Origin of the sequence: Micromonospora sp. RL09-050-HVF-A, assembly GCF_019374995.1 — a bacterium.
Lineage (GTDB): Bacteria > Actinomycetota > Actinomycetes > Mycobacteriales > Micromonosporaceae > Micromonospora > Micromonospora antibiotica.
The window spans coordinates 2131378-2152350 of the sequence record NZ_JAGKQP010000002.1 but is presented as its reverse complement, the minus strand read 5'-3'; the positions used below and the strand labels follow the sequence as shown (position 1 = coordinate 2152350).

General features: G+C 70.4%; 18 protein-coding genes and 1 pseudogene. 8 read left to right on the top strand and 11 right to left on the bottom strand.

Annotated elements, in window-relative coordinates; translation table 11 throughout:
- The first annotated feature begins 1 nt into the window (after position 1).
- A complete protein-coding gene (gene purU / locus J7462_RS09335; protein ID WP_219463538.1) occupies positions 2–853 on the top strand; it encodes a formyltetrahydrofolate deformylase in 852 nt (283 codons plus the stop codon).
- Between the two features lie 60 nt (positions 854–913).
- Here the strand turns inward: purU and J7462_RS09330 are convergent, their stop codons facing one another.
- The 8 genes from J7462_RS09330 to J7462_RS09295 all read right to left on the bottom strand — a co-directional run bounded on the left by J7462_RS09330 (position 914) and on the right by J7462_RS09295 (position 11045).
- Positions 914–1477: a DUF1579 family protein gene (locus J7462_RS09330; protein WP_219463536.1), complete on the bottom strand. Its 564-nt coding sequence runs from the start codon at positions 1475–1477 to the stop codon at positions 914–916.
- 9 nt (positions 1478–1486) lie between these two features.
- On the bottom strand, positions 1487–1777 hold the full coding sequence (locus J7462_RS09325; RefSeq protein ID WP_219463534.1) for an acyl carrier protein: 291 nt from the start codon (positions 1775–1777) through the stop codon (positions 1487–1489).
- Positions 1778–1812: 35 nt separating this feature from the next.
- Entirely contained in the window at positions 1813–3534 is a 1722-nt protein-coding gene (locus J7462_RS09320; RefSeq protein WP_219463532.1) for an acyl-CoA dehydrogenase, read from the bottom strand.
- Entirely contained in the window at positions 3534–5150 is a 1617-nt protein-coding gene (locus tag J7462_RS09315; protein ID WP_219463531.1) for an acyl-CoA dehydrogenase family protein, read from the bottom strand. The genes J7462_RS09320 and J7462_RS09315 overlap by 1 nt, the downstream gene beginning before the upstream one ends.
- Positions 5147–6901 (bottom strand): fatty acyl-AMP ligase, encoded by a 1755-nt coding sequence (locus J7462_RS09310; protein WP_219463530.1) that lies wholly within the window; start codon positions 6899–6901, stop codon positions 5147–5149. Before J7462_RS09310 ends, J7462_RS09315 begins: the two co-directional genes overlap by 4 nt.
- Before the next feature lie 12 nt (positions 6902–6913).
- Positions 6914–7720, bottom strand: coding sequence for a thioesterase II family protein (locus tag J7462_RS09305; protein ID WP_219463528.1), 807 nt, complete (start codon positions 7718–7720; stop codon positions 6914–6916).
- 182 nt (positions 7721–7902) lie between these two features.
- Positions 7903–10293 carry an FtsX-like permease family protein gene (locus J7462_RS09300; protein WP_219463526.1) on the bottom strand — a complete coding sequence of 797 codons (2391 nt, stop codon included), beginning with the start codon at positions 10291–10293 and terminating at the stop codon, positions 7903–7905.
- Positions 10294–10295: 2 nt separating this feature from the next.
- The gene (locus J7462_RS09295) at positions 10296–11045 is read right to left on the bottom strand and encodes an ABC transporter ATP-binding protein (RefSeq protein WP_219470168.1); all 750 of its coding nucleotides are present in this window, start codon (positions 11043–11045) and stop codon (positions 10296–10298) included.
- A 153-nt stretch (positions 11046–11198) separates the two neighbouring features.
- On the opposite strand from J7462_RS09295, the gene J7462_RS09290 reads away from it, so the two are divergent.
- The 5 genes from J7462_RS09290 (at position 11199) to J7462_RS09270 (ending at position 16006) form a co-directional block, all read left to right on the top strand.
- Positions 11199–12398: a sensor histidine kinase gene (locus J7462_RS09290; RefSeq protein ID WP_255597650.1), complete on the top strand. Its 1200-nt coding sequence runs from the start codon at positions 11199–11201 to the stop codon at positions 12396–12398.
- Positions 12395–13030: a response regulator transcription factor gene (locus tag J7462_RS09285; RefSeq protein WP_219470164.1), complete on the top strand. Its 636-nt coding sequence runs from the start codon at positions 12395–12397 to the stop codon at positions 13028–13030. Before J7462_RS09290 ends, J7462_RS09285 begins: the two co-directional genes overlap by 4 nt.
- Positions 13031–13456: 426 nt before the next feature.
- A complete protein-coding gene (locus J7462_RS09280) occupies positions 13457–14245 on the top strand; it encodes a transposase family protein (RefSeq protein ID WP_374197509.1) in 789 nt (262 codons plus the stop codon).
- 284 nt (positions 14246–14529) lie between these two features.
- Positions 14530–15012 (top strand): hypothetical protein, encoded by a 483-nt coding sequence (locus J7462_RS09275; RefSeq protein WP_219463524.1) that lies wholly within the window; start codon positions 14530–14532, stop codon positions 15010–15012.
- The gene (locus tag J7462_RS09270; RefSeq protein WP_219463522.1) at positions 15002–16006 is read left to right on the top strand and encodes a site-specific integrase; all 1005 of its coding nucleotides are present in this window, start codon (positions 15002–15004) and stop codon (positions 16004–16006) included. Before J7462_RS09275 ends, J7462_RS09270 begins: the two co-directional genes overlap by 11 nt.
- Before the next feature lie 24 nt (positions 16007–16030).
- On the opposite strand, the gene J7462_RS09265 is transcribed toward J7462_RS09270, so the two are convergent.
- Together J7462_RS09265 and J7462_RS09260 are read right to left on the bottom strand one after the other, a co-directional pair.
- Positions 16031–17149 (bottom strand): IS630 family transposase, encoded by a 1119-nt coding sequence (locus J7462_RS09265; protein WP_308290842.1) that lies wholly within the window; start codon positions 17147–17149, stop codon positions 16031–16033.
- A 449-nt stretch (positions 17150–17598) separates the two neighbouring features.
- Positions 17599–18291, bottom strand: coding sequence for a TetR/AcrR family transcriptional regulator (locus J7462_RS09260; RefSeq protein ID WP_255597649.1), 693 nt, complete (start codon positions 18289–18291; stop codon positions 17599–17601).
- 119 nt (positions 18292–18410) lie between these two features.
- Here J7462_RS09260 and J7462_RS09255 point away from each other — a divergent pair, with 119 nt between their 5' ends.
- Both J7462_RS09255 and J7462_RS09250 read left to right on the top strand, forming a co-directional pair.
- Positions 18411–19064: an NAD(P)-dependent oxidoreductase gene (locus J7462_RS09255; protein WP_219463518.1), complete on the top strand. Its 654-nt coding sequence runs from the start codon at positions 18411–18413 to the stop codon at positions 19062–19064.
- A gap of 118 nt (positions 19065–19182) precedes the next feature.
- Positions 19183–19866 (top strand): SDR family oxidoreductase, encoded by a 684-nt coding sequence (locus J7462_RS09250; RefSeq protein WP_219463516.1) that lies wholly within the window; start codon positions 19183–19185, stop codon positions 19864–19866.
- Positions 19867–20291: 425 nt separating this feature from the next.
- On the opposite strand, the pseudogene J7462_RS09245 reads toward J7462_RS09250, so the two are convergent.
- Positions 20292–20940 (bottom strand): annotated as a pseudogene (locus J7462_RS09245) (Tn3 family transposase); the annotation flags it as partial.
- Positions 20941–20973 lie beyond the last annotated feature (33 nt).

The following is a 20973-nucleotide window of genomic DNA, read 5'->3' as shown; positions in this document are numbered from 1 at the left end:
CATGCCCGTCGACAAGCTGCGCCTGCTCGTCTCGTGCCCGGACCGTCCGGGCATCATCCGCGCGGTCACGCAGTTCCTGCACGACCGTGGTGCGAGCGTCCGCCAGGCCGACCAGTACACGACCAGCCCGGAGGGAGGCACGTTCCACCTGCGGATGGAGCTCGCGGTCGACGCCGTGGACCGGCCGGCCCTGGTCGGGGAGTTCGCCGCGGAGGTCGCCACGCCGTACGACATGGCCTGGCACTTCGCCGACGCCGGTCGGCCCAAGCGGATCGCGGTCCTGGTCTCCCGGACCGATCACTGCCTGCTGGATCTGCTGTGGCGCTGGCGCCGCGGTGAACTGGCCGGCGAACTGGTCCTGGTCGCCTCGAACCACCCCGACCTGCGGGACACCGTGGAGTCGTTCGGCCTGACCTTCCACCATGTGCCGGTGCCGCCCGGCGGCAAGGCGCAGGCCGAGGGGGCGCTCGCCGACGTGCTCGCTGGTGAGTGCGACGTGATCGTCCTGGCCCGGTACATGCAGATCCTCTCCGGTGCGTTCCTGGAGAAGGTACGGGTGCCGGTGATCAACATTCATCACTCGTTCCTGCCGGCGTTCGCCGGGGCCGGGCCGTACGAACGGGCCCGGCAGCGGGGCGTCAAGCTGATCGGCGCGACCGCTCACTACGTCACCGAGGATCTCGACGAGGGCCCGATCATCGAGCAGGACGTGGTGCGGGCCTCGCATCGGCACGACACCGCGGACCTGGTCCGGCTGGGCGCCGACGTCGAACGCACCGTGTTGTCTCGGGCGATCGAGTGGCACTGCGACGATCGGCTGCTGCGCCACGACAACCTGGTCCTCGTGTTCTGACCGGACCCGCAGACGACTTTGGGGCGCCCCGCAATCGGGGCGCCCCAAAGTCGTTGCGCCCTACGAGCTGCGTCGGCAGCTCTGCTGCACGGCCACGTAGAACGCGCCGTTCACCTCGTACTCACGCTGCAGGCTCACCGCCTCCGACCCCTCGATGGTCATCGACACGCGTGACTTGACGATGTCCGCTGACGCTGTGGTGGTGATGCCGTACGCCATGATCGTGTTGCCCTGCCAGCCCGGGCTGCGCAGGATCGCCCGGTACCCCTCGCCGTACGTGTCGAGGGAGTAGGTCTTGGTGACCGCGTCCCAGCCCCAGACGGCGAACTCGGTGCCGACGTAGCCGTTGGCCAGCGTGGTCGTCACGTCCCATTGCAGCCAGCGCTGTCCCTGCGAGAACTTGACGGCGGCCGACCCGGTCGCGGCGATCGGCGTGGCCCCCGGGCGGGAGTAGTTGAGTCCGGTGCAGTTCCAGACCCCCTCCAGCGGGTCGAGCCGTTCCATCTCCTGGATCGGCCAGTCGATGGTCGCCGCCCGGACGGGAGCGGCCGCCTCGGCCGGGAGCGGCGCCACGAGCGCCACCGCTACGGCGAGCAGACCCGCCGTGATCTTGAAAGAACGCATGATTCCCCCTTATATCTGTGACTTCTGCCGGACGCACTCGTCCAGCAGAAAGACGGTGAGCTGGTCGACCGTGGAGTAGTCCCACAAAGCGGTCGGGTCCAGGCTGATCGCGAGATGGTCCTCGATGTCGGCGGCCAGGGCTAGCACGACGATCGAGTCGAGGCCGTACTCGCCGAGCGGGTTACGCGGGCTGATCGGCTCCTCGACGTCGGGCAGATACGCCGCGACCCGCTCCAGCAGCCAGTCGCGCAGCGTGGCGACGGCGCCGTCGACCGAGGTCATTCCGGTGATGCTGTCCATCAGAGATTTCCCTTCACAGTGAGTGCGATGACCTGTCAGCGCAGTTGACGGGCCGAGATCCCGAAGCCGGCGCCCTGGTCGTGCCGTCGCCGCAGCTCGGTCAGGAGCGCGTCCTCCACCTCGACGGGCACGTCCCGGGTGACCGGCAAATGTGCGGCGGAGAGCCGGGTGAGCGCTGCGACCAGCCAGTCGGAGCCACCGAGGAAACCGCTGGTGGCGCGGTGCCGCAGATGAAGCTCGATGCAGGCCGAGGCGGCCAGCGCCGTCACGTACGCGGCCGCCAGCTGCCGGGTCCGTGCGGTCGCGACGATGCTCAGGTCCGCGGGCGCGAGGGCCGCGCACTGTGCGGTCAGCATCGCCAGCTCACCGGCCTGCCGCTCGACCAGCCGGCGCAGCGTGGCCGGCGCGTCCGGGCCGAGCCGGTCGGACGCGGTGGCCAGTGACCCGGCGAGCGGGTCGTGGCCGCCGGAAGTGATCGTCAGCCCGGCGAAGTCCAGCGGCGGCAGATCCGCGATCGGGGCGAACAGGCCGTCCGGGGCCGGCTCGGCGGCCCACCAGCCCCGCCGGGCCAGCAACGGCAGCTGCGGGATGAGGCTGGTCAGGCAGGCCGCCCGGGCGACGTGCCCGAACCCGACCGGCTTGAGATCCCGCGCAATCTTCTCGAAGATCGCGTTCACGCCGTCGCGCCGATAGAACTCCGAGCCCATCACCAGCACCAGCTGCTGCATGGCGTCCAGCAGCAGGCCGGAGAGCAGATACTTGACCGCCGGGGCGTAGACGCTGCCGGCCCGTGGGGCCAGGTGCAGCGCCCGGGTCGCCGCCAGCGCCAGCGCCTCGCAGACCAGCTGATCCACGAAAGCGTTGACCAGGGTGGTGCGCACCATCGGGATGGTGTCGGCGGTGCGACCGTAAAGGGTGCGCGATCGGACGTGGTCGAGCGCGGTGCGCAGACCGGTGTCCAGCAGCGCGGTGCACATCGCCGGCAGCGCGGTCCGGGTCAGCTGGTAGGCGCGGGTGGTCACCTCCATGCCCCGGCCGGGCGGCCCGAGTACCGAGCCGGCGTCGATCGGGCAGTCCCGGATCTCGATGCCGCCCAGATCCACCCCGCGCATCCCGACCGAGCGGAAGCGGGGCAGATACGTGTAGCGGCGCGGATCCAGATCGGACTTGCGCACGTAGACCTGCGAGTGGCTGCGCCGCCCCGGTCCGGGATCGGTGCGGGCGAAGAACACCACCGCGTCCGCGCGCCGAAGGTTCGACACGACCTCCTTGCGCCCGTTGAGCAGCAGCCCGCCCGCCGGCCCGGGCAGCGCCGAGAACTCCATTGCGCCGATGTCGTTGCCGTGCGCCAGCTCGTGGTATGCCGCTGCCACCCGCCCGTTGGCCAGCAGCAGCTCGGCCAAGTCGGCCCGCTGCCCGGCCGAGCCCGCCGTCCACACGTTCACCGCGCCCAGCAGGGTGCTGGAGGCATAGCCCAGGCCCAGGCACGGATCGCGCCGGTAGAGCGAGCGCATCAACTCCACCAGGTCGTCCGCTCGGGTGAAGCGTCCGCCCAGCTCGGCCGGCACCATCTCGGCCTTGAGCCCGAACTCGTCGAGCAATTCCTCGCCGGCGGGCAGCAGCTCGGCCCGCTCGTCGGCGCCCAGGATCGCCGCGTGCCCGACCGGGTTGGCCGGATCGCGCGGATCCCCGAGCAGGTTCTCCAGCGCGCCGATCCGCTCGTCGATGTCCGGAGCCAAGAAGACGTCCGCGGCCATCAGACCACCCCCGATCCTCGGGTCAGCAGCGTGGGCGCCGCCCCGTCCGGGCTGAGCAACCTATCCGCCAGCAGGTCGAAATAGTCCACCGGGGCTCCGGTGAGCTGCGCGAGCACCAGCGACAGGACACCCTGTAGCCACAGGCCCGACTGCCACCACGGCAGGGCGTGCCGCTGCGGGTTGGCCGCCCACAGGCTCACCGCGGCGGCGCCCGCGAAGCACCACTCGTACCGCTCGGCCAGGCGCATCACAGCGGTCGGCGGCAACCCGGCGCTGGGCCGGATCGTCCGCAGTTCGTCCTGGACCGCCCGGGCCGCCGCCACCAGCCGATGCGCTTCCGCCAGCACATCCGGCGGCAGGCTGCCGTCCCGCTCCAGGCCGGCGACCACCCCGGGCAGCGCCCGCACGATCGACTCGTCGGCCGGTGTCAGTCGCAGCACCGACGGGTCCAGGGCGGGCAGCGGCGTGTCCAGGTCCAGCCATCCGGGCGGCCCGACGGGACCGGCGCCGCGCTCCAGGATCCGGCTCACCGCCGGCAGGCTGGTGACCAGCGCACGGCGGTTGACCCAGGTGCTGCCGTCGAAGATGCCGACGATCTGGTGGTCGCGCTCGAGTTTGGCGAACTCGCCGTAGCCCTCGACGCCGATCAGGAACCCACGGGCCCCGAGCAGGTCGCCGAGCTGCCGCAACTGCTCGTGGACGACGCTCGGCACGAACGCCTTCGCGATGGCGGCCAGCACGCTCAGCTCGCCCGGCGCGGCCTGCGCGGCCCGGGCCGTGGTGGTGGCGACCACCTCGGCCAGAAACAGCCGGGCCACCCCCTCCCCGGCGCCGGCGCGGGCGTGTGGCAGGTCGCCGAGCCGCCGGTCGTAGAGCCGCCGTTCGGACAGGTAGCGCCGGGCCAGGGCAAGGCCGTGGTCGGCCGCGCCCAGCGACAGCGCGCTGCACGCGGTCCGGGTCCACTGCAACGCCTTGAGTACCGTCTCCAGGCCGCCTCCGACCGGGCCCACCAGAGCGTCGGCCGGCAGCGGGGCGGCGGTGAACTCCAGCCCGCTGATGTCGGCGCCGCGGATGCCGTGGGTCGACACCTTCGCTATCGGTGCGGTGGCGCCGGGCGGCATGACGCGCTTGTCGACCAGGAAGAGACTGAAGCCGCGCGGGCCGCCGGCCTCGGAGGTACGGGCGAGCACGCACATGAAGCGGCCGCGGGTGGCGTTGTTGATCGGCCACTTCCGGCCGTCCAGGCGCCAGCCCTCCGCAGTGCGGGTGGCCGACACCGTCCCGGCCAGTAGATCGCTGCCGGTGCCCTCCTCGGTCAGCCCCCACGCCACCGCCTCGCCGGCCAGCACGTGCCGGGCCAGCCGGGTGGCCTGGGCGGGGTCACCGGCCAGCCACACCGAGACCGCCCCGAGGAACGTCTTGCCGTGCGCCACCGCCACCGTCAGGTCGGTCGCGGCCGTCTCGCGCAACCGGGCGATCAGGGTGCTGAGGCCGTCCAGCCGGCCGCCGAGCGGGACCGGCACGTAGTGCGCCGGCAGTCCCGCCTCGTCCAACGCGGCGCAGGCGGCGATCGGGAACGCCGAGACTTCGTCCAGGCCCAGGCTCTCCAGCGTCACCGCAGGCCGCCGATCGTGGCCAGGGTGCGCTCGGCCGAGTAGCCGTCGGCGTGCAGGGGCTGCAGCTCGCCGGTCTGGAAGAGTGCGCGCATCGCGGAGCGCTGGATTTTGCCGCTGGTGGTGCGCCGGACCGCGCCGCGGCGCATCAGCAGCACCGCGTACGCCCGGACGCCGAACTCCCGGGACACCGTCTGGCGGATGCCGGCGATCAGGTCGGCCGCGTCCCGGCCTGCGGGCAACTTCTGCACCTCGTGCGTGACGATGAGCCGGCCGTCGGGGCTGCCGTCCCCGGCCGGGACGGTGAAGACCGCGCCGACCCGGTCGCGCAACTCCGGGTGGTGCAGACGCAGCTCCTGCTCCACGTCGTGCGGGTAGATGTTGCGGCCCCGTACGATGATCATGTCTTTGATCCGGCCGGTGACATAGACCTCGCCGTCGAGCAACGTGCCCAGGTCGCCGGTGCGCAGGAAGTCGTCGGTGTCGCCGACCCGATGGCCGAAGGCCGCCGCGGTGGCGGCCGGATTCTGCCAGTAGCCCTGCGCGACGCTGGGACCGTTCAGCCAGATCTCGCCGACCCGGCCCTCGGGCAGTTCCACTCCGGTCGCCGGGTCCACGATCCGCAGGTCGATGCCGACCGGCGCACCGCAGCTGACCAGGTCGCGGTGCTCGCCGTCGACGGCGGCCGGCACGATCCGGTTCTCGGCCAGGGCGGCCGCGTCGCAGCGCCGCACCACCGGGTCGCCGGTGGCGAACGCCGACACCACCAGGGTCGCCTCGGCCATGCCGTAGCAGGGCGAGAAGTTCTCCGCGCGGAAACCGGCGGCCGCGAACCGCTCGGTGAAGGCGCGCAGCACCGTCGGGTTGACCGGCTCGGAGCCGTTGGCGGCGTTCTGCCAGCCGGACAGGTCAAGCTCGGCGATCTCCTCGTCGGTGACCCGGTTGAGGCACAGCTCGTACGCGAAGCTGGGGCCGGCCGAGAGCTTCAGGTCGAACCGGTCGACCAGCTGCAGCCAGGTGACCGGCCGGCGCAGGAACGTCGCCGGGCTCATCAGCACGACCTGACCGCCGACCACAAGGGGCGGCAGGATGTGCCCCATCAGGCCCATGTCGTGGTAGTTCGGGATCCAGCCGCCGAACCGACTGGTCTCGTCGGTGTTCAGGCCCTCGTGCACCGAAGCCGCGTTGAGCAGCAGGTTCTCGTGGGTGATGACCACGCCCTTTGGGTCCGACGTGGACCCGGAGGTGTACTGCAGGACGGCCACGCTGTCCGGCCGTACCGGATGGATCGCCTCCGCCGCGAGCGGGAACAGCTCGGACGTGTCGGTGGCCAGGATCGCCGCGTCCAGGTCGGTCTGCTCGGCCCAGGAACGCACCGAGTCCAGCTCAGCGTCGACGGTGAGCACGCCGGATATCTGGGCGTCCCGGGCGATGTTGAGCACCCGGCGCTGGTCGTGCATGTACCGGCCGGGCATCGACGAGGGCACCGCCACCATGCCGGCGTAGAAGCAGCCGAGCAGGGCCGTGACGAAGTCACCACCGGCCGGGTAGAGCAGCAGCACGCGGGAGCCGGGCGGGGCCTGCTGGGTCAGCCAGCCGGCGATGCTCCGGGCCTGGCGATCCACATCGGCGTAAGTCCACCAGCGGATGGTGGCGTCGTCCAACGGGTCGCCGACGTAGGCGACGGCGTGACGGTCGCTCCTGCGCTCGACTATCTGGCGGAAGACTGCGGAGACTGTACGGGATTCGGGCATGGTTACGGACCCCTAGCTGTTCGACGGCTGTTGGACGGCGACCCGTTGGTGCCGGCGGGTGGCGCCGGACGGCAGAGAGCAGGCCAGCCGGCGCAGGACGCTCGCCTCGTCGGCGACGAGATAGAAGTGGCCGCCCGGGAAGACGGCCGAGTCGAAGCCGGCGCTGCTGAACCGGGACCACTGCAGCAGGTCGGCGCGGCTGACGTCCGGGTCGGCGTCACCACCCATGGCCAGCATCGGCGCTCGCACCGGCACCACCGCCGTACGGTCGTAGCCGCCGATCAGCTGGTAGTCGGCGCGGATCGTGGGCAGCACCAGCTCGAGCAGTTCCGGGGCGGCCAGCAGATCACCGAACGTGCTGTTCACCCGGCTGATCTCCGCGATCAGCGCGGCGTCGGTGAGCTTGTGCTTGTCACCCGGCTCGCGCTGGTCCGGGGCCCGGGAGCCGGAGACGGCCAGCAGGTCGACGACCGCGCCGTGGCGCCGCTGGAGCTCCAGCGTCACCTCGTAGGCGACGATCGCGCCCATGCTGTGCCCGAACAGGGTCAACGGCGAGCCGAGCAGCGCGGTCAGCTCGTCGGCGATCGGGCCGACCAGATCGGTCAGCGCCTCGGCGGCTGGCTCACGCAGCCGGTCCTGCCGGCCCGGGTACTGGACGGAGTGCACCGCCACGTCGGCCGGCAGCCGGCCCGGCCAGCTGCGGTACGCCTGAGCGGTGCCTCCCGCGTGCGGCAGGCATACGAGGTGGCTGGTCGGGTACACGACGTCGTTGCACGGCCGCAGCCATCGCGCGGACGTCTGGCTCCCCCGGACGACCATGCTGATCGCCTCCCATCGGATAGGTGGAAGCCGTAGCGAATCGCCGGGGGCTACCTGCTTTCTATAAGCGTCGATCCGTCTAGGCGGATGGGTGGACACGACGGAGCCCGAGGACAGCGGCGGGGGTCCGCCGTCCTCGGGCTCCTCGGGATGGGGGTCTGGCCACGGGACCCCATCCCGGCTCAGCCGGCCGCCACCCGGGGCCGGAGCACTCGCCACGTGACCGCGACGCTCGCGCCGATCGCCATGATCAGCGAGCCGATGATCGCGGCGGTGACCACGCCTCCGCTGAGCTGGATCGTGACGTCCGTGCCGGTCACCTGGGACAGGCCTGAGGCCATGCCGGCCAGCGGCGGGAGCGTCACCAGCAGGCCCAGCGCGATGCCGATCCCGGAGATCAGCGTGGTCTCGCCGACCACGAACCTCATCAGCTGCCGCATGGTGCCACCGGCCGACTTCATCACCGCGAAGTCGTCCTTGCGTCCGTACGCCGCCATCGCCATGTTGTTCGCCACCGCCAGGCCGCTGTAGCCGACCGCCACCACGATCAGCATCATCGCGAGGCTGGTGGTGAGGCGGGCGTCGGTGTTGTAGTCGGCCAGGGCGTAGCTCTGCGCGTCGTGCAGCGCGGCTCCGGCGGCCACCGTCTGCGGAGCGTCGGCCTGCGGGATGAAGATGGTGTCGGTGAGCGCCGCGCGGTCGTGCTGCCGGACCAGCGCCCGGGACATCACGAAGGCGCCGCGACCCGGATCGTCCGGAAGCACCCGGGAGACCTTGACCGTCTCGCTCAGGCCGTCGACGAAGCGGACGGTGACCGTCTGGCCGGCGGTAACGCCGAACATCTTCGCGGTGCTCTCACCCAGCACGGCCTCGCCCGGCTTGTCCCAGAGGGGGTCCCGTGAGCCGAGCCCGTCGATCACGGTCGGGCCCTTGCCCGGACGGTCCAGGAAGATCCGGGTCGGCAGTGCCGCCTTGCCCACCGGGTTCTGCGTCACCACCTGGTCGCTCAGACCCGGTGTGCCTTCCGGTGCTATCAGGACCTGGCCGGCCAGCTTCTTCGTCTCCCCGGCCGGGTACGCCATCCGCATCGTCTCCACCATGCCGCTGATCAGCACCGCGAACCCGACTGCCGCGATGATCGGCGCCGCCGTCGAGGCCGCCCGGCGGGTCGCGTTGAGCAGCTCGGAACGGATCAACATCGGGCCGGCCGAGGCGGACCGCCGGGTCAGCGGCGCGGTGACCAGCCGGACCACCGGGCCGATGAGGACCGGAGCGAGCAGCGCCGCCGCCACGATGAAGCACATCGCCGCGCCCATCGCCATGTTGATCCGGTCGTCCGCACCGGAGACCGCGGTCATCACCGCCAGCAGCGCGCCGAGGCCCAGCGTCCCGGCTCCGGTGAGCCACCGGGCCGGCGTCATCGCGCGCTTCTCGGACTGGGCGTCCAGGAGCGCCTCAAGCGGAGCCACCTTCGCGGCCAGTCGGCTCGCCGCCCAGGAACCGACCACGGCCACCCCGACGCCGATCAGCGTCGCGGTCAGCAGCGGCCAGGCGGACACCGAGATCGCGAAGCCGGGAGCGGTCACGTCCAGGCTCACCAGGATCGCCTTCATCAGCGGCGCGGCCGCCACCGCCAGCACCGAGCCGGCCAGCGAGCCGGCCAGGCCGACCCCGGCCGCCTCGCCGAGGATCATCCGGCGGATCTGCTTGGGCTGGGCGCCGATGGTGCGCAGCAGGCCGATCTCACGCCGCCGCTGAGCGGTCGCCAGCGCCAGGGTGGCGGCCACCACGAACACCGTCACGAACAGGCCGAGGAGGGCCATCGCCGCGATCAGTTGGGTGCCGAGGAAGCGCTTGTGCGCCACGAACTGCGGCTCCAGCGCGGACCGGGCGTCACCGGTGAGGACCGTGCCCGCGTCGCCGGTCACGGTGCCGGCCTGGTTCGCCACGACGCCGGCCCTACCTGGGTCGTCCAGCAGCGGGGCGATCGCCCGCACACCCGGATCGAGCTGCGCGGCGGCCGTGTCTGTGTAGAAGAAGCCGGGCCCGTCGACCGTGCCCGACACGGTCAGCTCTCGCAGCCCGGAGGCCAGGTTGACCTGGAGTTTGTCGCCGGGCTCGACGTTCAGTGACGCGTCCACCGCGACCTGGTCGGCAGTCTGCGGCGCGGTGCCGGCCACCAGCTTGTACGGTGCTAGCAGAGTGCTGGACCAGCCGTGCCCGGCGTCCTCGGCCGCGTCGTCGTGGACCGGCTGTCCGTTGCGGAACGCCTGGGAGTAGAAGGACCGGTCGATCACGGTTCCGTGGACTCCAGCGATCCCGCCGAGCCGGCCGGCGAGGGCCGCCGCGTCCGTTTCGCTCCACGGGATCGGATCCTTGGGGGTGCCGCTCTCGTTCGCGGCCTGGTGGGGGATGACCAGCACCGGCGCCGCCCCATAGCGTGACTGGACCTGCGGGCGTGCCGAGTCGTAGACGATTAGTGTGACGCCGATGAGGGCGACACCGAAGGCGACCGCGAGGAAGGCGGCGACGAAGGAGCGCCAGCGTTCGCGGATGTTGGCGAGTGCGAGCATGATCAGTTCTCCAGCCGGGTCATATGGGCGGCGATGAGCTGGGGGTTGGCCGGGTCGCCCCGGCGCAGCGTCACCCGATCGGCGATCCGTCCGTCCTTGAGGAAGACCACGACATCGGCGTACGAGGCGGCGACCGGATCGTGGGTCACCATGATCGTGGTCTGCTGTTCGTTGTCGACGAGCGTGCGGAGCAGGGTCAGCACCTCACCGGAGGTGGTGGTGTCGAGAGCGCCGGTCGGCTCGTCGGCAAAGAGCACGTCGGGGCGGGTGATCAGCGCGCGGGCCAGGGCCACCCGCTGCTGCTGCCCCCCGGAGAGCTGGCTGGGCTTGTGCCCGGTGCGCTCGCCGAGGCCGACCTGGGTCAGCGCGGCGCGCACCGCGGCCGGGTCGGGCCGCTTGCCGGCGAAACGCATCGGCAGCTCCACGTTCTGCGCGGCCGTCAGCGAGGCGACCAGGTTGAAGGCCTGGAAGACGAAGCCGATGTGGTCGCGGCGCAGGATCGTGCGGCGATTCTCGTCCATCGCGCCGACGTCTTGCCCGGCTACCAGGATCTGCCCGGAGGTCGGCTGGTCGAGCCCCGCCGCGCACTGCAGCAGCGTGGACTTGCCCGAGCCGGAGGGGCCCATGACAGCAGTGAAGGTGCCACGGGGGAAGGCGATGGAGACGTCGTCGAGCGCAGTCACGGCCTGGTTGCCGGATCCGTAGACCTTGCGGACGGAGTTGAGTTCAACCGCCGTCGTAACGGAGGTCATATGCGTCGTCGTCATGCCAATCATCAGACCCCACCGACCGGCTCCCGCACATTGACCCGGACTGTAGTTCTGCAGGTAGAGTCCGCTCTACTGTGCGGCCCATGCGGGATGTCCTACGGTCGTGGAGTGCAAACCCGGACAGCGTGGCAAGCGATGGCCCAGCGCCCATTCGGATTCCTGTTCACCTCCTGGCCGTGGCGCGCTCTCGCGTACCTGATCTCCGGTGTCCTGCTCGGTGCGGTGACTCTCGGGATCCTGGCCGTGTTGATCGCGGCCGGCGTGATCTCTCTCGTCATCCTGGTCGGGCTGGTGCTGTTGCTCGCGACCGCCCTGTCCGGCCTCGCCGTGGCCCGCCTGGAGCGCTGGCGGATGCGGCTGGTGGACATGGACCGCACCGACGACCCTCACCAGGCGCCGGCCGCCCCCGGTTTCCGAGCCTGGCTGCGGACCCGGCTGACCGAGCCGGCGACGTGGCGCGAGCTCGCTTTCACCGTCATCTCCACCACCGCCCTGTGCTGGCTGGACCTTGTGGTGCTGGCGTTCGCGTTCGCGCTGCCGTGGATCTGCATCCAGGCCGCGGTTCAGGATCCGGCGGTGTGGCCGTGGGCGATCATCGGTGTACTGCTGCTGTCGGCGTGGCCGTACTCCATCACCGCGTGGGCCGGCGCGCGCGCCGCGCTCACCCGGATCATCCTGTCGCCGCGCGACCAGGAGCTCGGTGAGCAGCTCACCGAGGTGAGTCGGTCCCGGGCCCGGCTGGTCGGCGCGTTCGAGGCGGAACGTGCCCGCATCGAGCGCGATCTGCATGACGGCGCCCAGCAACGGCTCGTGTCGCTCAGCATGCGGCTCGGGGTGATGCAGCTGGACACCGAGCCGGACTCCCCGTTGCACCGGCGGATCGGCGAGGCGCAGGAGCAGCTGTCGATTGCCCTGGCGGAGCTGCGCGACCTGGTGCACGGGCTCAACCCGCAGGTGCTCGCGGACAACGGCCTGGTCGCCGCGATCGAGGAAAATACCAGCCGGTTCACGATTCCGGTGACCGTCGACGTGCAGCTGCCGGCCCGGCTGCCGCAATCCGTCGAGCTGGCCGCGTACTACGTGGTCACCGAGGCGATGACTAACATCGCCAAGCACAGCGGCGCGACCAAGGCCCGGATCACCGGGCGGCACCATGCCGACGTGCTGACCCTACAGATCACCGACAACGGCGTCGGTGGCGCCTACCAGGGTGGCGGAACCGGAATGACCGGTCTCGCCGACCGGGTCGGCGTCCTCGACGGCCGCATGCGCGTCTCCAGCCCGCCTGGCGGCCCCACCATCATCCACGTGGAGATACCGTGCCCCTTCGTATAGTCGTCGCCGAGGACTCGTCTCTGCTGCGGGAAGGCCTCGTCGGCATACTGAGCCGTTTCGGTCACGAGACCATCGCGGCGGTCGCTGACGCCGATGCCGTGGTGGAGGCGGTGCACGCGGACCAACCCGACCTGTTGATCACCGACGTGCGGATGCCGCCGCACCACTCCGATGACGGATTGCGTGCTGCTGTGGCGCTCCGCGATGCCTTGCCCGGCCTGCCGGTGCTGGTGCTCAGCCAATACGTGGAGCAGTCGTACGCCGCCAAACTGCTCGACTCCGGCGACGGGGCCGGGGTGGGGTACCTGCTCAAGGACCGGGTCGGCGCGGTCGCCGACTTCATGAGTGCGGTGGACCAGGTGGCGGCCGGCGAGACGGTGGTCGACCCGGCCGTGGTCCGCCAGCTCATCCGCCGCCGGCAGGATCCGCTTGAGCGGCTCAGCCCCCGTGAGCAGGAGGTTCTGGCCCTCATGGCGGAGGGCCGCTCGAACGCCTACATCGGGGCGAAGCTGCGCGTCAGCGATGCCGCGGTGAACAAGCACATCGGCGGCATCTTCAACAAACTCGAACTCCCGGTCGCCACCGACGGGCACCGTCGCGTGCTCGCCGTCCTCGCCTACCTGCGCGCCTGAACACCGTGACCTGGTCTGAACCGGTTCGCCCGAGGTGCCACCCGGGAACCTCTCGCCTCCGGCGGCTACGGATCAGAAGGTTAGGGGTTCGAGTCCCTTCGGGCGCACAAGATTATAAGGGGTCTGACCTGCCGAAATGGCAGTCAGGCCCCTTCGCTTTTCCGTCCCTTGTGGTCGGTTGGGTGCTCGGTGGGTGCTCGTGCGACGAGCATCCCTCACGTCCGGTCCTGTCCGACGGCCCGTTGCTGCGTCCGAGCGCGTCCCTGGTCACGCCGGCCGCGGGTGCATGTCGCAGTGGCGAACCTCTTGTTGTGCAGGCTCCGGTCCCTGCCTTCCGTGGGGTTAGTCCTTGTCGCTCTGCTGCGCGAAGCGGCCCTAAAGGACGTCTCGTAACTCGGCGTTCGGTCCATGGTGGATCATGTTGGGGTGCAGGTAATCTCAGCGGCCCGCCAGGAGTGGATCTTCCCGTTCACGGGGCTGCAGCCCGCCCAGTTCCGCAGACTGGTCAGGTTGGTCGCCGAGCGTGGTGGTGATGCGATCGCTGATGGTCGGCCGGGCCGGCAGTGGTCTCTCGACCTCGCCGACCGGGTGTTGCTGGTGGCCGCATACTGGCGCACGAACCTGACGATGCGGCAGATCGGTCCGCTGTTCGGGGTGTCGCACTCCGCCGCGCACCGGGTCATCGACACCCTCGGCCCTCTGCTCGCTCTCACTCCGGGGCGGCGGCGTCGGGTCGAGCAGATCACCATCGTCGACGGCACCCTCGTCCCGACCCGGGACCACCGTCTGGCCGCCCCGAGCAAGAACTACCGCTACAGCACGAACCTGCAGGTCGCTATCGACGCCCACACCCGCCTCGTCGTGGCTCTCGGCGATCCACAACCCGGCAACCGCAACGACACCATCGTCTACCGCACCTCCGGCATCAACCAGAAACTGACCGGAAGGCCGGTCATGGCCGACGGCGCCTACCGCGGCAACCCGGAGGTGATCATCCCGTACCGCAAGCCCGCCGACGGCAGCGAGCTACCCGATTGGCAGAAGGAGCTGAACAGGCAACACCGCACCGTCCGCGCCCAGGTCGAACACGCCCTGGCCCGCATGAAGACCTTTCCACAACATCATCCTCACGGGGTGACCCAGCACCGGTGCCGGGCAAAGCCTTCACCGAGTTACGAGACGTCCTTTAGTGGCCGCGCCGACCAGGCTGTGTGACCTCGGGATCCTCCGCATCGCGGAAGCGCGTGCTGGAACCGAGGGGTTCCGTCATGGGGTATACGACCGGTAGCCTTTGCTGCATGCACACCTACCGTGTGCAGGGATGCTTCGCGTGGGGGCTCATCCCCCCTCGGACACCAGTTTTCGTGGAGATTCGCGCAAGATCGACCGGCAACGGCGGGGCAGCGGATCACCACCAGCAGCATCCATGCTCATGACGAACCTCGGGGGACGCCCCCGCCTGCGCTGACACTGGCGCGGCCACATTGGCGGGAACGGCCGTGAGCCGCCGACCGCTCCCTCCCCGCTGGCACGACGAGCAGCTCGTCGAGGCGCTCGTGCCCACCCCACTGCCGGTCGCGCCGCCGCAGCCGGCACCCATGCCGACCCTGCCGCCGCCCGCTGACCAGACCTCCGGCGGGGTGTTGTTCGACGTCGCCCGCCCCGATTCCGCGGGTCGGGTGACCGCCCGCCCGCTGCTGCGCGCCCTGGGTTGGACGCCTGGCCTCGCCCTGCGCGTCGACGTCGTGCACGCCGCGCTGCTCATCGCCCCTGCCGTTGACGGGGAGCACGTCGTGGGCGCCCGTGAAGAGCTTCCCCTGCCGGCCGCCGCCCGCCACCTGTGCGGCATCACTCCCGGTCAACCGGTGCTCCTGGCCGCCTTCCGCGGCCGAGACCTGATCGTCGTGCACCCCTCAAACACCATCACCACGCTCCTGGCCGACCTGCACGCCCACATCCTCGGAGCACTCGATGAGCGCTGACCCCGACCGCATCACCATCGCCCGAGCGCGGCTCGACCATCTCGGCCTCACCGCCGCCGACCTCACCGACACCACCAGCCGCGCGGTGCCGACAATCGCCGAATACCTGCCCCGCGTCGAAGCGGCGGCGAGCCCCGGCACCCGGCGCGGCTACCGAAGCTACTGGAACCGCATGGCCGCGACCCTCGGCGACCGCCGCCTCGATACGGTCACCGCAAGCGACATCGAAGCCCTCATGCGCCAGGCCACCGCCGGCGCCCGCTCCCGCCGCAACTCCCGTCACGGTCGGCACGCCGGCGAGCATTTCGTCGCCGCCGCCCGCGCCTTCTACACCCGGGCTATCGCCGACGGCTACATCACGGCCGTAGACAGCCCCGCCCACCGGGTGCGCAAGCCCCGCCGGCTGCCCAACACCCGCCGCGCCCTCACCCCGATAGAACTGGAGGAGATCAACCGCGCCGCCCGCAGCGGCGGCAACGACATCATCCTCGACGCCCTGCTGCTGCGCCTGCACACCGAAACCGCCTGCCGCCGCGGAGGTGCCTTGGCGCTGCGCCTGATCGACCTCGATACCGACCACGCCCTGATCCGGCTCACCGAAAAGGGCGGCACCCAACGGTGGCAACCCATCACCCCGATGCTCGCCGAACGCCTCCTCGATCACGCCAACGCCCGCGGCGCCGTCGCGCCCACCGACAAGCTCCTGCGCTACCGCAACGGCCAACCCGCCAGCTACCGCCGCTACGACCTGCTGTGGAAACGCATCGGGCGTCAGCTCCCGTGGGTCGCCGCGCAGGGCATCTCCACCCACTGGCTACGCCACACCACCCTCACCTGGGTCGAACGGCGCTTCGGCTACGGGATAGCCCGCGCCTACGCCGGCCACACCGACAGCCGCGGACCCGCCACCACCACCTACATCAAAGCCGACCTCCACGCCGTCGCCACCGCCCTGGTCGCCCTCACCGGCCAACCCCACCCGCTAGTGCCGTGACCACGAACGTTCAGGGTGTTGGGGTCAGGCTGCGTGGGTGGTGGGTTGGCCCCATCGTCGTTGTCGTTCGCTGCGGATTCGGGCGCGTTCGCGGCGTTGGGCGGCGAGAACGTCGGGGTGGCGGGCGTTGGCGTTGCGCCACCGCAGGTAGGTCTGTAGCCGACGCGCCAGGACGGTGTGGTTGGGGTGGTTCGAGCCGGCGATGACGAAGGTGCGTAGCGGCCCGAACTGGGCTTCGATCGGGTTGGCCCAGGAGGCGTAGGTCGGGGTGAAGCAGAGTTCGACCTTGCTCCGGGCGGCCCACCTGCGGATCTTGAGTCCTTTGTGCGCGGACAGGTTGTCCAGGATCACGTAGATCGGTGCCCCGTCGGGTCGAGAGGCCCGGATCGACTTGAGCGCCGCCAGGGTGTTGCCGGCGCTCTTTCGCCGCCGGACGACACCCCAGAGCTGGTCGTCACCGACTGAGTAGCAGCCGTGGAACTGCCGGACGCCGTGCAGCTTGTGGTAGTTCGCGGGCAACCGGTGCGGGTGCCCCGCCGGTGCCCAACCTGCGCCGGCCTGCGGACGGATCACCAGGGGCCCGAACTCGTCGAACGCGAACACCCGCTGCGGGAAACAGGTACTCACGTACTCGATCCGGGCCAGTTTGGCGTCCCGGTGCGGATCGGTGGACTCCTTCCACGTCTTGGTCCGTTGGAAGGTGATCCGGTGTCGGTGCAGGATCTGCCGCAGCCGTTCCCGCTCGATCCGGACCCGTCGAGCGGAGTGGACGCGCAGGTGATCGGCGAGCTTGCGGATGCTCCAACGGGTGAACGGTCGCCCCAGCTTCTCGGGGCGGGTGTTGGCCGTCTCGACGATGAACTGCTCTTCGTCAGGACTGATCTGGCGGGGACGGCCACCCGCCCACTGAGGGTCCAGGCTGGCCATCCCCATCTCGTTGAACCGGTGGACGACCTGCCGGATCGTGTCCTCATCGGCTTGCACGAGACGGGCGATCGCCGGCACCGTGTTCCCACCAGCGGACGCGAGCACGACCATCGCTCGCCGCAGTCGGATCGGTGAACCGGTGCCCCGGCGGGTGATTCTGAGCAGCTGCTGACCCTCCAGGTCACTCAGCCGCCGCACGCGTACAGGATCTGCCACCGCCACAGCCTGACCCCCACGACGCCGCCCGACCAGCAGGCCGGACGGCGTGTCAACCAACACCGTGAACGTTCGTGGTCAAGGCACTAGCAGTTGGTCGTGATCGTTTGGCTGGCTGTGGACTCTGATCAACGCGGCGGCCGGCCTGGGTGTGCTGTTGCCGCACCTTGGCCATGTGGTCGTCGATGCCGTGATACACACGGCGGTAAGCACTCGGATTCTGACGCGACCGCCGTACGGCTACGCTCGACGACCGGCGGGCAGCAGGTGGTCCTTGCCGGCTACCTGCCGGCCACAGCGGAGTTCGCCATGGTCGACGCGGAACCGGCACCGTCGGTGGAGCCGTTCGGGCTGCTGGTCAGCGGCGTCGCCGGCGATGTAGTTGCCGGACAGGGGACATGCCGGCGGCGTAGCTGCACGGGGACACGCCAGCTCGGCGTCCCGGGCAGTCAGTCGGTGCTGTTGTCGCCGCCGCCGAGGCGCAGCATGGCGCGGTAGAGCTGTCCGGGAGTCAGGGGCGGTTCGGGGAGCGGGCGGGCGCGCTCAGCGCGGAACCCGTCGAGCATCAGGTACAGGTGGCGGCGCCAGGCGTGCGGGGCGATCCCGTCGGTCGCCTCGATGATCCGGCTGTGGGACCAGATGACGAAGGCGAGGTCCTCGGGTACCAGGTCGGCTCGTAGGCGGCCCTGTTCTCGCGCCCGTTCGACGATGCGTACACCGAGGTCGTGGACGCGGGTCTGCTGGCCGGCCAGGCAGGCATCCTCTGGCAGCCGGATCGAGGCGAAGTCGTTGAAGCCGCGGTCGCGGGCCTGCAGTTCGCACATGGTTTCCAGGAACAGGCGGAGCCCTTCCCACGCGTCGTCCATGCTCAGGGCTTGTTCGGCTGCGGCGATCCAGGTCGCGAGTTTGCCGGCGAATACCTCTTGCACCAGGTCCAGCCGGGCGGGGAAGTGGTTGTAGAGGGTGCCGATGGCCACCCCTGCACGCTTGGCGACCTGCTCCAGCGACGCCTGCATCCCCTGCTCGGCGAACGTGGCCCGGGCGGCGGCCAGTAGCGACTCGCGATTGCGCTGGGCATCGCGGCGCAGCGGGCGGGCGGGCGCGGAGACCGGGGTCGCGGCTGGTGCACGGTCAGGGGGCATACCCCACAGTCTATCAATTTGAGGGGTACCTCGACTTTCGTGCTAAGCTCAACATGAGGGCGGCCTCATTTTGTCACGCTGTGTCGCGACTCGGCGCGGACCAGGCTTGGGGAGATTTGATGAAACTGGCCATCTTCGGCGCGAGCGGCCACACCGGCGTGCATCTGGTCGAGCAGGCGCTCGCGGTCTGGCCCGATATGGTGGCATTGATGCGCAATCCGGCGAAGCTCGCCCTGCGCCACGACCGGCTGCGGGTCGCGCAGGGCGAGTTGACCAACGAGGTGGTCGTCGCCGACGCCGCCCGCGGCGCTGACGCCGTCCTCGCCTCCCTCAGCCCCAAGATCCTCGGCGGGCCACGGGAGGTGCCTCTCGCGTCGGGAACGGGCACTATCCTGGCCGCGATGCGCGCACACCGGGCCCTCAGGCTCGTCTACAACTGGGGGCCGAGCATCGTGATTCCCCGCAATCCCCTGCTGCGGGCGTTGCGCAGCGCGAGCTTCGCCCTGTTCGGGCTGCTGCCCGCTACCCGCTCCATGGTCAACGAGACGGTTCAGGTGGGTGAGGCCGTTCGTGGCTCGGATTCGGACTGGGCCATCGTGGTCGTCACCGCACCCAACGACCAGCCGGGATCGGGCAGGGTCAAGGTGCGCACCAGGACCGGATCCGGGGACCGGGTCGGCTCGCGCATCGCCCGGGCCGATCTCGCGCAGTTCATCCTCGCTCAGACCGAGGACCTGCGATACGCGCGGCAGGAGCTGCGAATCAGCGACTGACATCGGCCAGTGGTACGCGGTGCCCCGCCTGCTCCTCTTGCGCCTCATCAACTCCCAGCGGCACTCGGCCCCGACCGAACCCGCTGTCCACAACGCTGTTGTCATCGAAGGAGAAGTCATGCCGACCATCGCCATCATGGGTGCCGGTCCCGGAATGGGGCTCGCCATCGCCCAGACCTTCGGCAGCCAAGGCCACCAGGTCGCGCTGCTGTCGCGTACCCCGGCCAACCTGGAGGCGGTCGTGGCCGAACTGACCGGCCAAGGCGTCGAAGCGGCGGCCTTCGCGGCCGACGTCCTGGACCGGCCGTCGATCGTCTCCGGCCTCGCGGCGGTCAAGCAGCGATTCGGGCAGATCGATGTCCTTGAGTACTCGCCGGCCAACCTGACGCTGCCGATGGCTTCCTCCACCGAGCTGACCCACGACAACGTGCAGATCCAGCTCGACTTCTACGTGCACGGCGCCGTGGCAGCGGTCAACGAGGTCTTGCCGGAGATGCTCGCCCGAGGCTCGGGCACGATCCTGTTCACCACCGGCGCCTCCTCCGTACGCCCCGAGATGGGTCACGACATGTTCGGCAACGTCGCCCCGGCCGCGGCGTGGCTACGCAGCTGGGCCCATGGTCTGCACGCCGCCGCCGCTCCTCGAGGAGTACAGGTCGGTCACATAGCGATCGGTGCGTGGCTCGGCCGCCAGCCGGGCGCCACCGCACCGGAAGAGATCGCGCCGCTGTACTGGGAGCTGCACACCCACCACGACCAGGTCGAGAAGGTCTTCTTCCCCAGCGAGCAACCCGCGTCCTGAGTACACGCCGTTGATCTGCATACGCCCCTCGGCGGGACGACGGAGGCTGCCCCAGGAAGATGCAGCGCATGTTCTGCAGGGCCCCGGGGGCGGAATCCGTGGCTGCGATGACGCCGGCCTGCAGGGTGCCGCGCTGACCGAACAGCCCGGCACCCTGCAGGCCCCGTTACCGGCCTGACAGCCCTCAACCAGTCGGCCCGCGGCAGCTGCTGCGCGTGAGCGCCCCACCGGCACACCGATGCCCGCCGACTTACCAGTCGGCGGGCATCGTCCGTCACCGGAGTCCGGTCAGCCACTTGCCGTGGCAACCTGGGCCAGGCGCAGCGGCCGGTAGCCGTCGGCGTCGAGCTGGGAGAGTTCGCCGTCGATGTCGACGGAGTCGGTGCCGTAGAAGTGCCGTTCTCGTGGTAGGTCAGCCAGATGTGCGCCAGGATCACCTTCGTGTCGTAGGTCGAGTGCTGGTCGAAAACGTGGGTGTAGGTGGAGATGCCCTGCCCGTGGACGAGGTACTGCGACAGGTGCCGGGCGGTGATGCTCTTGCCCTTGACCGGGACCGCTGCCCGCCCGAGGACGACAGGGTGCCCGAGCCGGACGCCCGGGTCAGCGGCAGCCGATGGTGGTAGTTGACCACCGTGGCGTTAGCTGCCTCCAGGGCCTCCGGCCGGAGGTACCACTCGGCGGTCCAGGCGAGCACGTCGTACGACTCTTCCATCGCGGACAGGCCCAGGTTCGTGGCCTCCGCGATGACCACGTACATCAGACTGCGCTTGAGCTCCGCCGGCCGGGCGAACTTCTCACCGGCGTGCACCAGGTGGTCGGTGAACCCGATCCGGGCGTCGACCTCTACCAGCACCGACGCGATCGGCGCCCGTGGCAGCATCCCGGCCAGCTCGGCACGCAGCGCGTCGGTCTCGGCGGGTACGTCCTCAGCCGTCAGAGGCGGGATGATCAGCTCGCCGTCGTCGGTGATCCGGACGTCGCCCGGTTGCCCTTCGCGAGTTGGGCCTGCAGGTCTGCGAGGGCGGTGTGCAGATCGTCATCAGCCGCCGCGAGCGCGTCGGCGGCCTCGCCCGGTGCCGTTGCGGTATGGATCCCGCTCGGTCGCGC

What these genes read in the sequence shown, in the direction of transcription:
- J7462_RS09260 (WP_255597649.1), bottom strand. Translation starts at nt 18,291, where the DNA reads ATGCCCCCTGACCGTGCACCAGCCGCGACCCCGGTCTCCGCGCCCGCC.
- J7462_RS09305 (WP_219463528.1), bottom strand. Translation starts at nt 7,720, where the DNA reads ATGGTCGTCCGGGGGAGCCAGACGTCCGCGCGATGGCTGCGGCCGTGC.
- J7462_RS09290 (WP_255597650.1), top strand. Translation starts at nt 11,199, where the DNA reads ATGGCCCAGCGCCCATTCGGATTCCTGTTCACCTCCTGGCCGTGGCGC.
- J7462_RS09325 (WP_219463534.1), bottom strand. Translation starts at nt 1,777, where the DNA reads ATGGACAGCATCACCGGAATGACCTCGGTCGACGGCGCCGTCGCCACG.
- J7462_RS09300 (WP_219463526.1), bottom strand. Translation starts at nt 10,293, where the DNA reads ATGCTCGCACTCGCCAACATCCGCGAACGCTGGCGCTCCTTCGTCGCC.
- J7462_RS09255 (WP_219463518.1), top strand. Translation starts at nt 18,411, where the DNA reads ATGAAACTGGCCATCTTCGGCGCGAGCGGCCACACCGGCGTGCATCTG.
- J7462_RS09295 (WP_219470168.1), bottom strand. Translation starts at nt 11,045, where the DNA reads ATGACCTCCGTTACGACGGCGGTTGAACTCAACTCCGTCCGCAAGGTC.
- J7462_RS09320 (WP_219463532.1), bottom strand. Translation starts at nt 3,534, where the DNA reads ATGGCCGCGGACGTCTTCTTGGCTCCGGACATCGACGAGCGGATCGGC.
- J7462_RS09250 (WP_219463516.1), top strand. Translation starts at nt 19,183, where the DNA reads ATGCCGACCATCGCCATCATGGGTGCCGGTCCCGGAATGGGGCTCGCC.
- J7462_RS09270 (WP_219463522.1), top strand. Translation starts at nt 15,002, where the DNA reads ATGAGCGCTGACCCCGACCGCATCACCATCGCCCGAGCGCGGCTCGAC.
- J7462_RS09310 (WP_219463530.1), bottom strand. Translation starts at nt 6,901, where the DNA reads ATGCCCGAATCCCGTACAGTCTCCGCAGTCTTCCGCCAGATAGTCGAG.
- purU (WP_219463538.1), top strand. Translation starts at nt 2, where the DNA reads ATGCCCGTCGACAAGCTGCGCCTGCTCGTCTCGTGCCCGGACCGTCCG.
- J7462_RS09330 (WP_219463536.1), bottom strand. Translation starts at nt 1,477, where the DNA reads ATGCGTTCTTTCAAGATCACGGCGGGTCTGCTCGCCGTAGCGGTGGCG.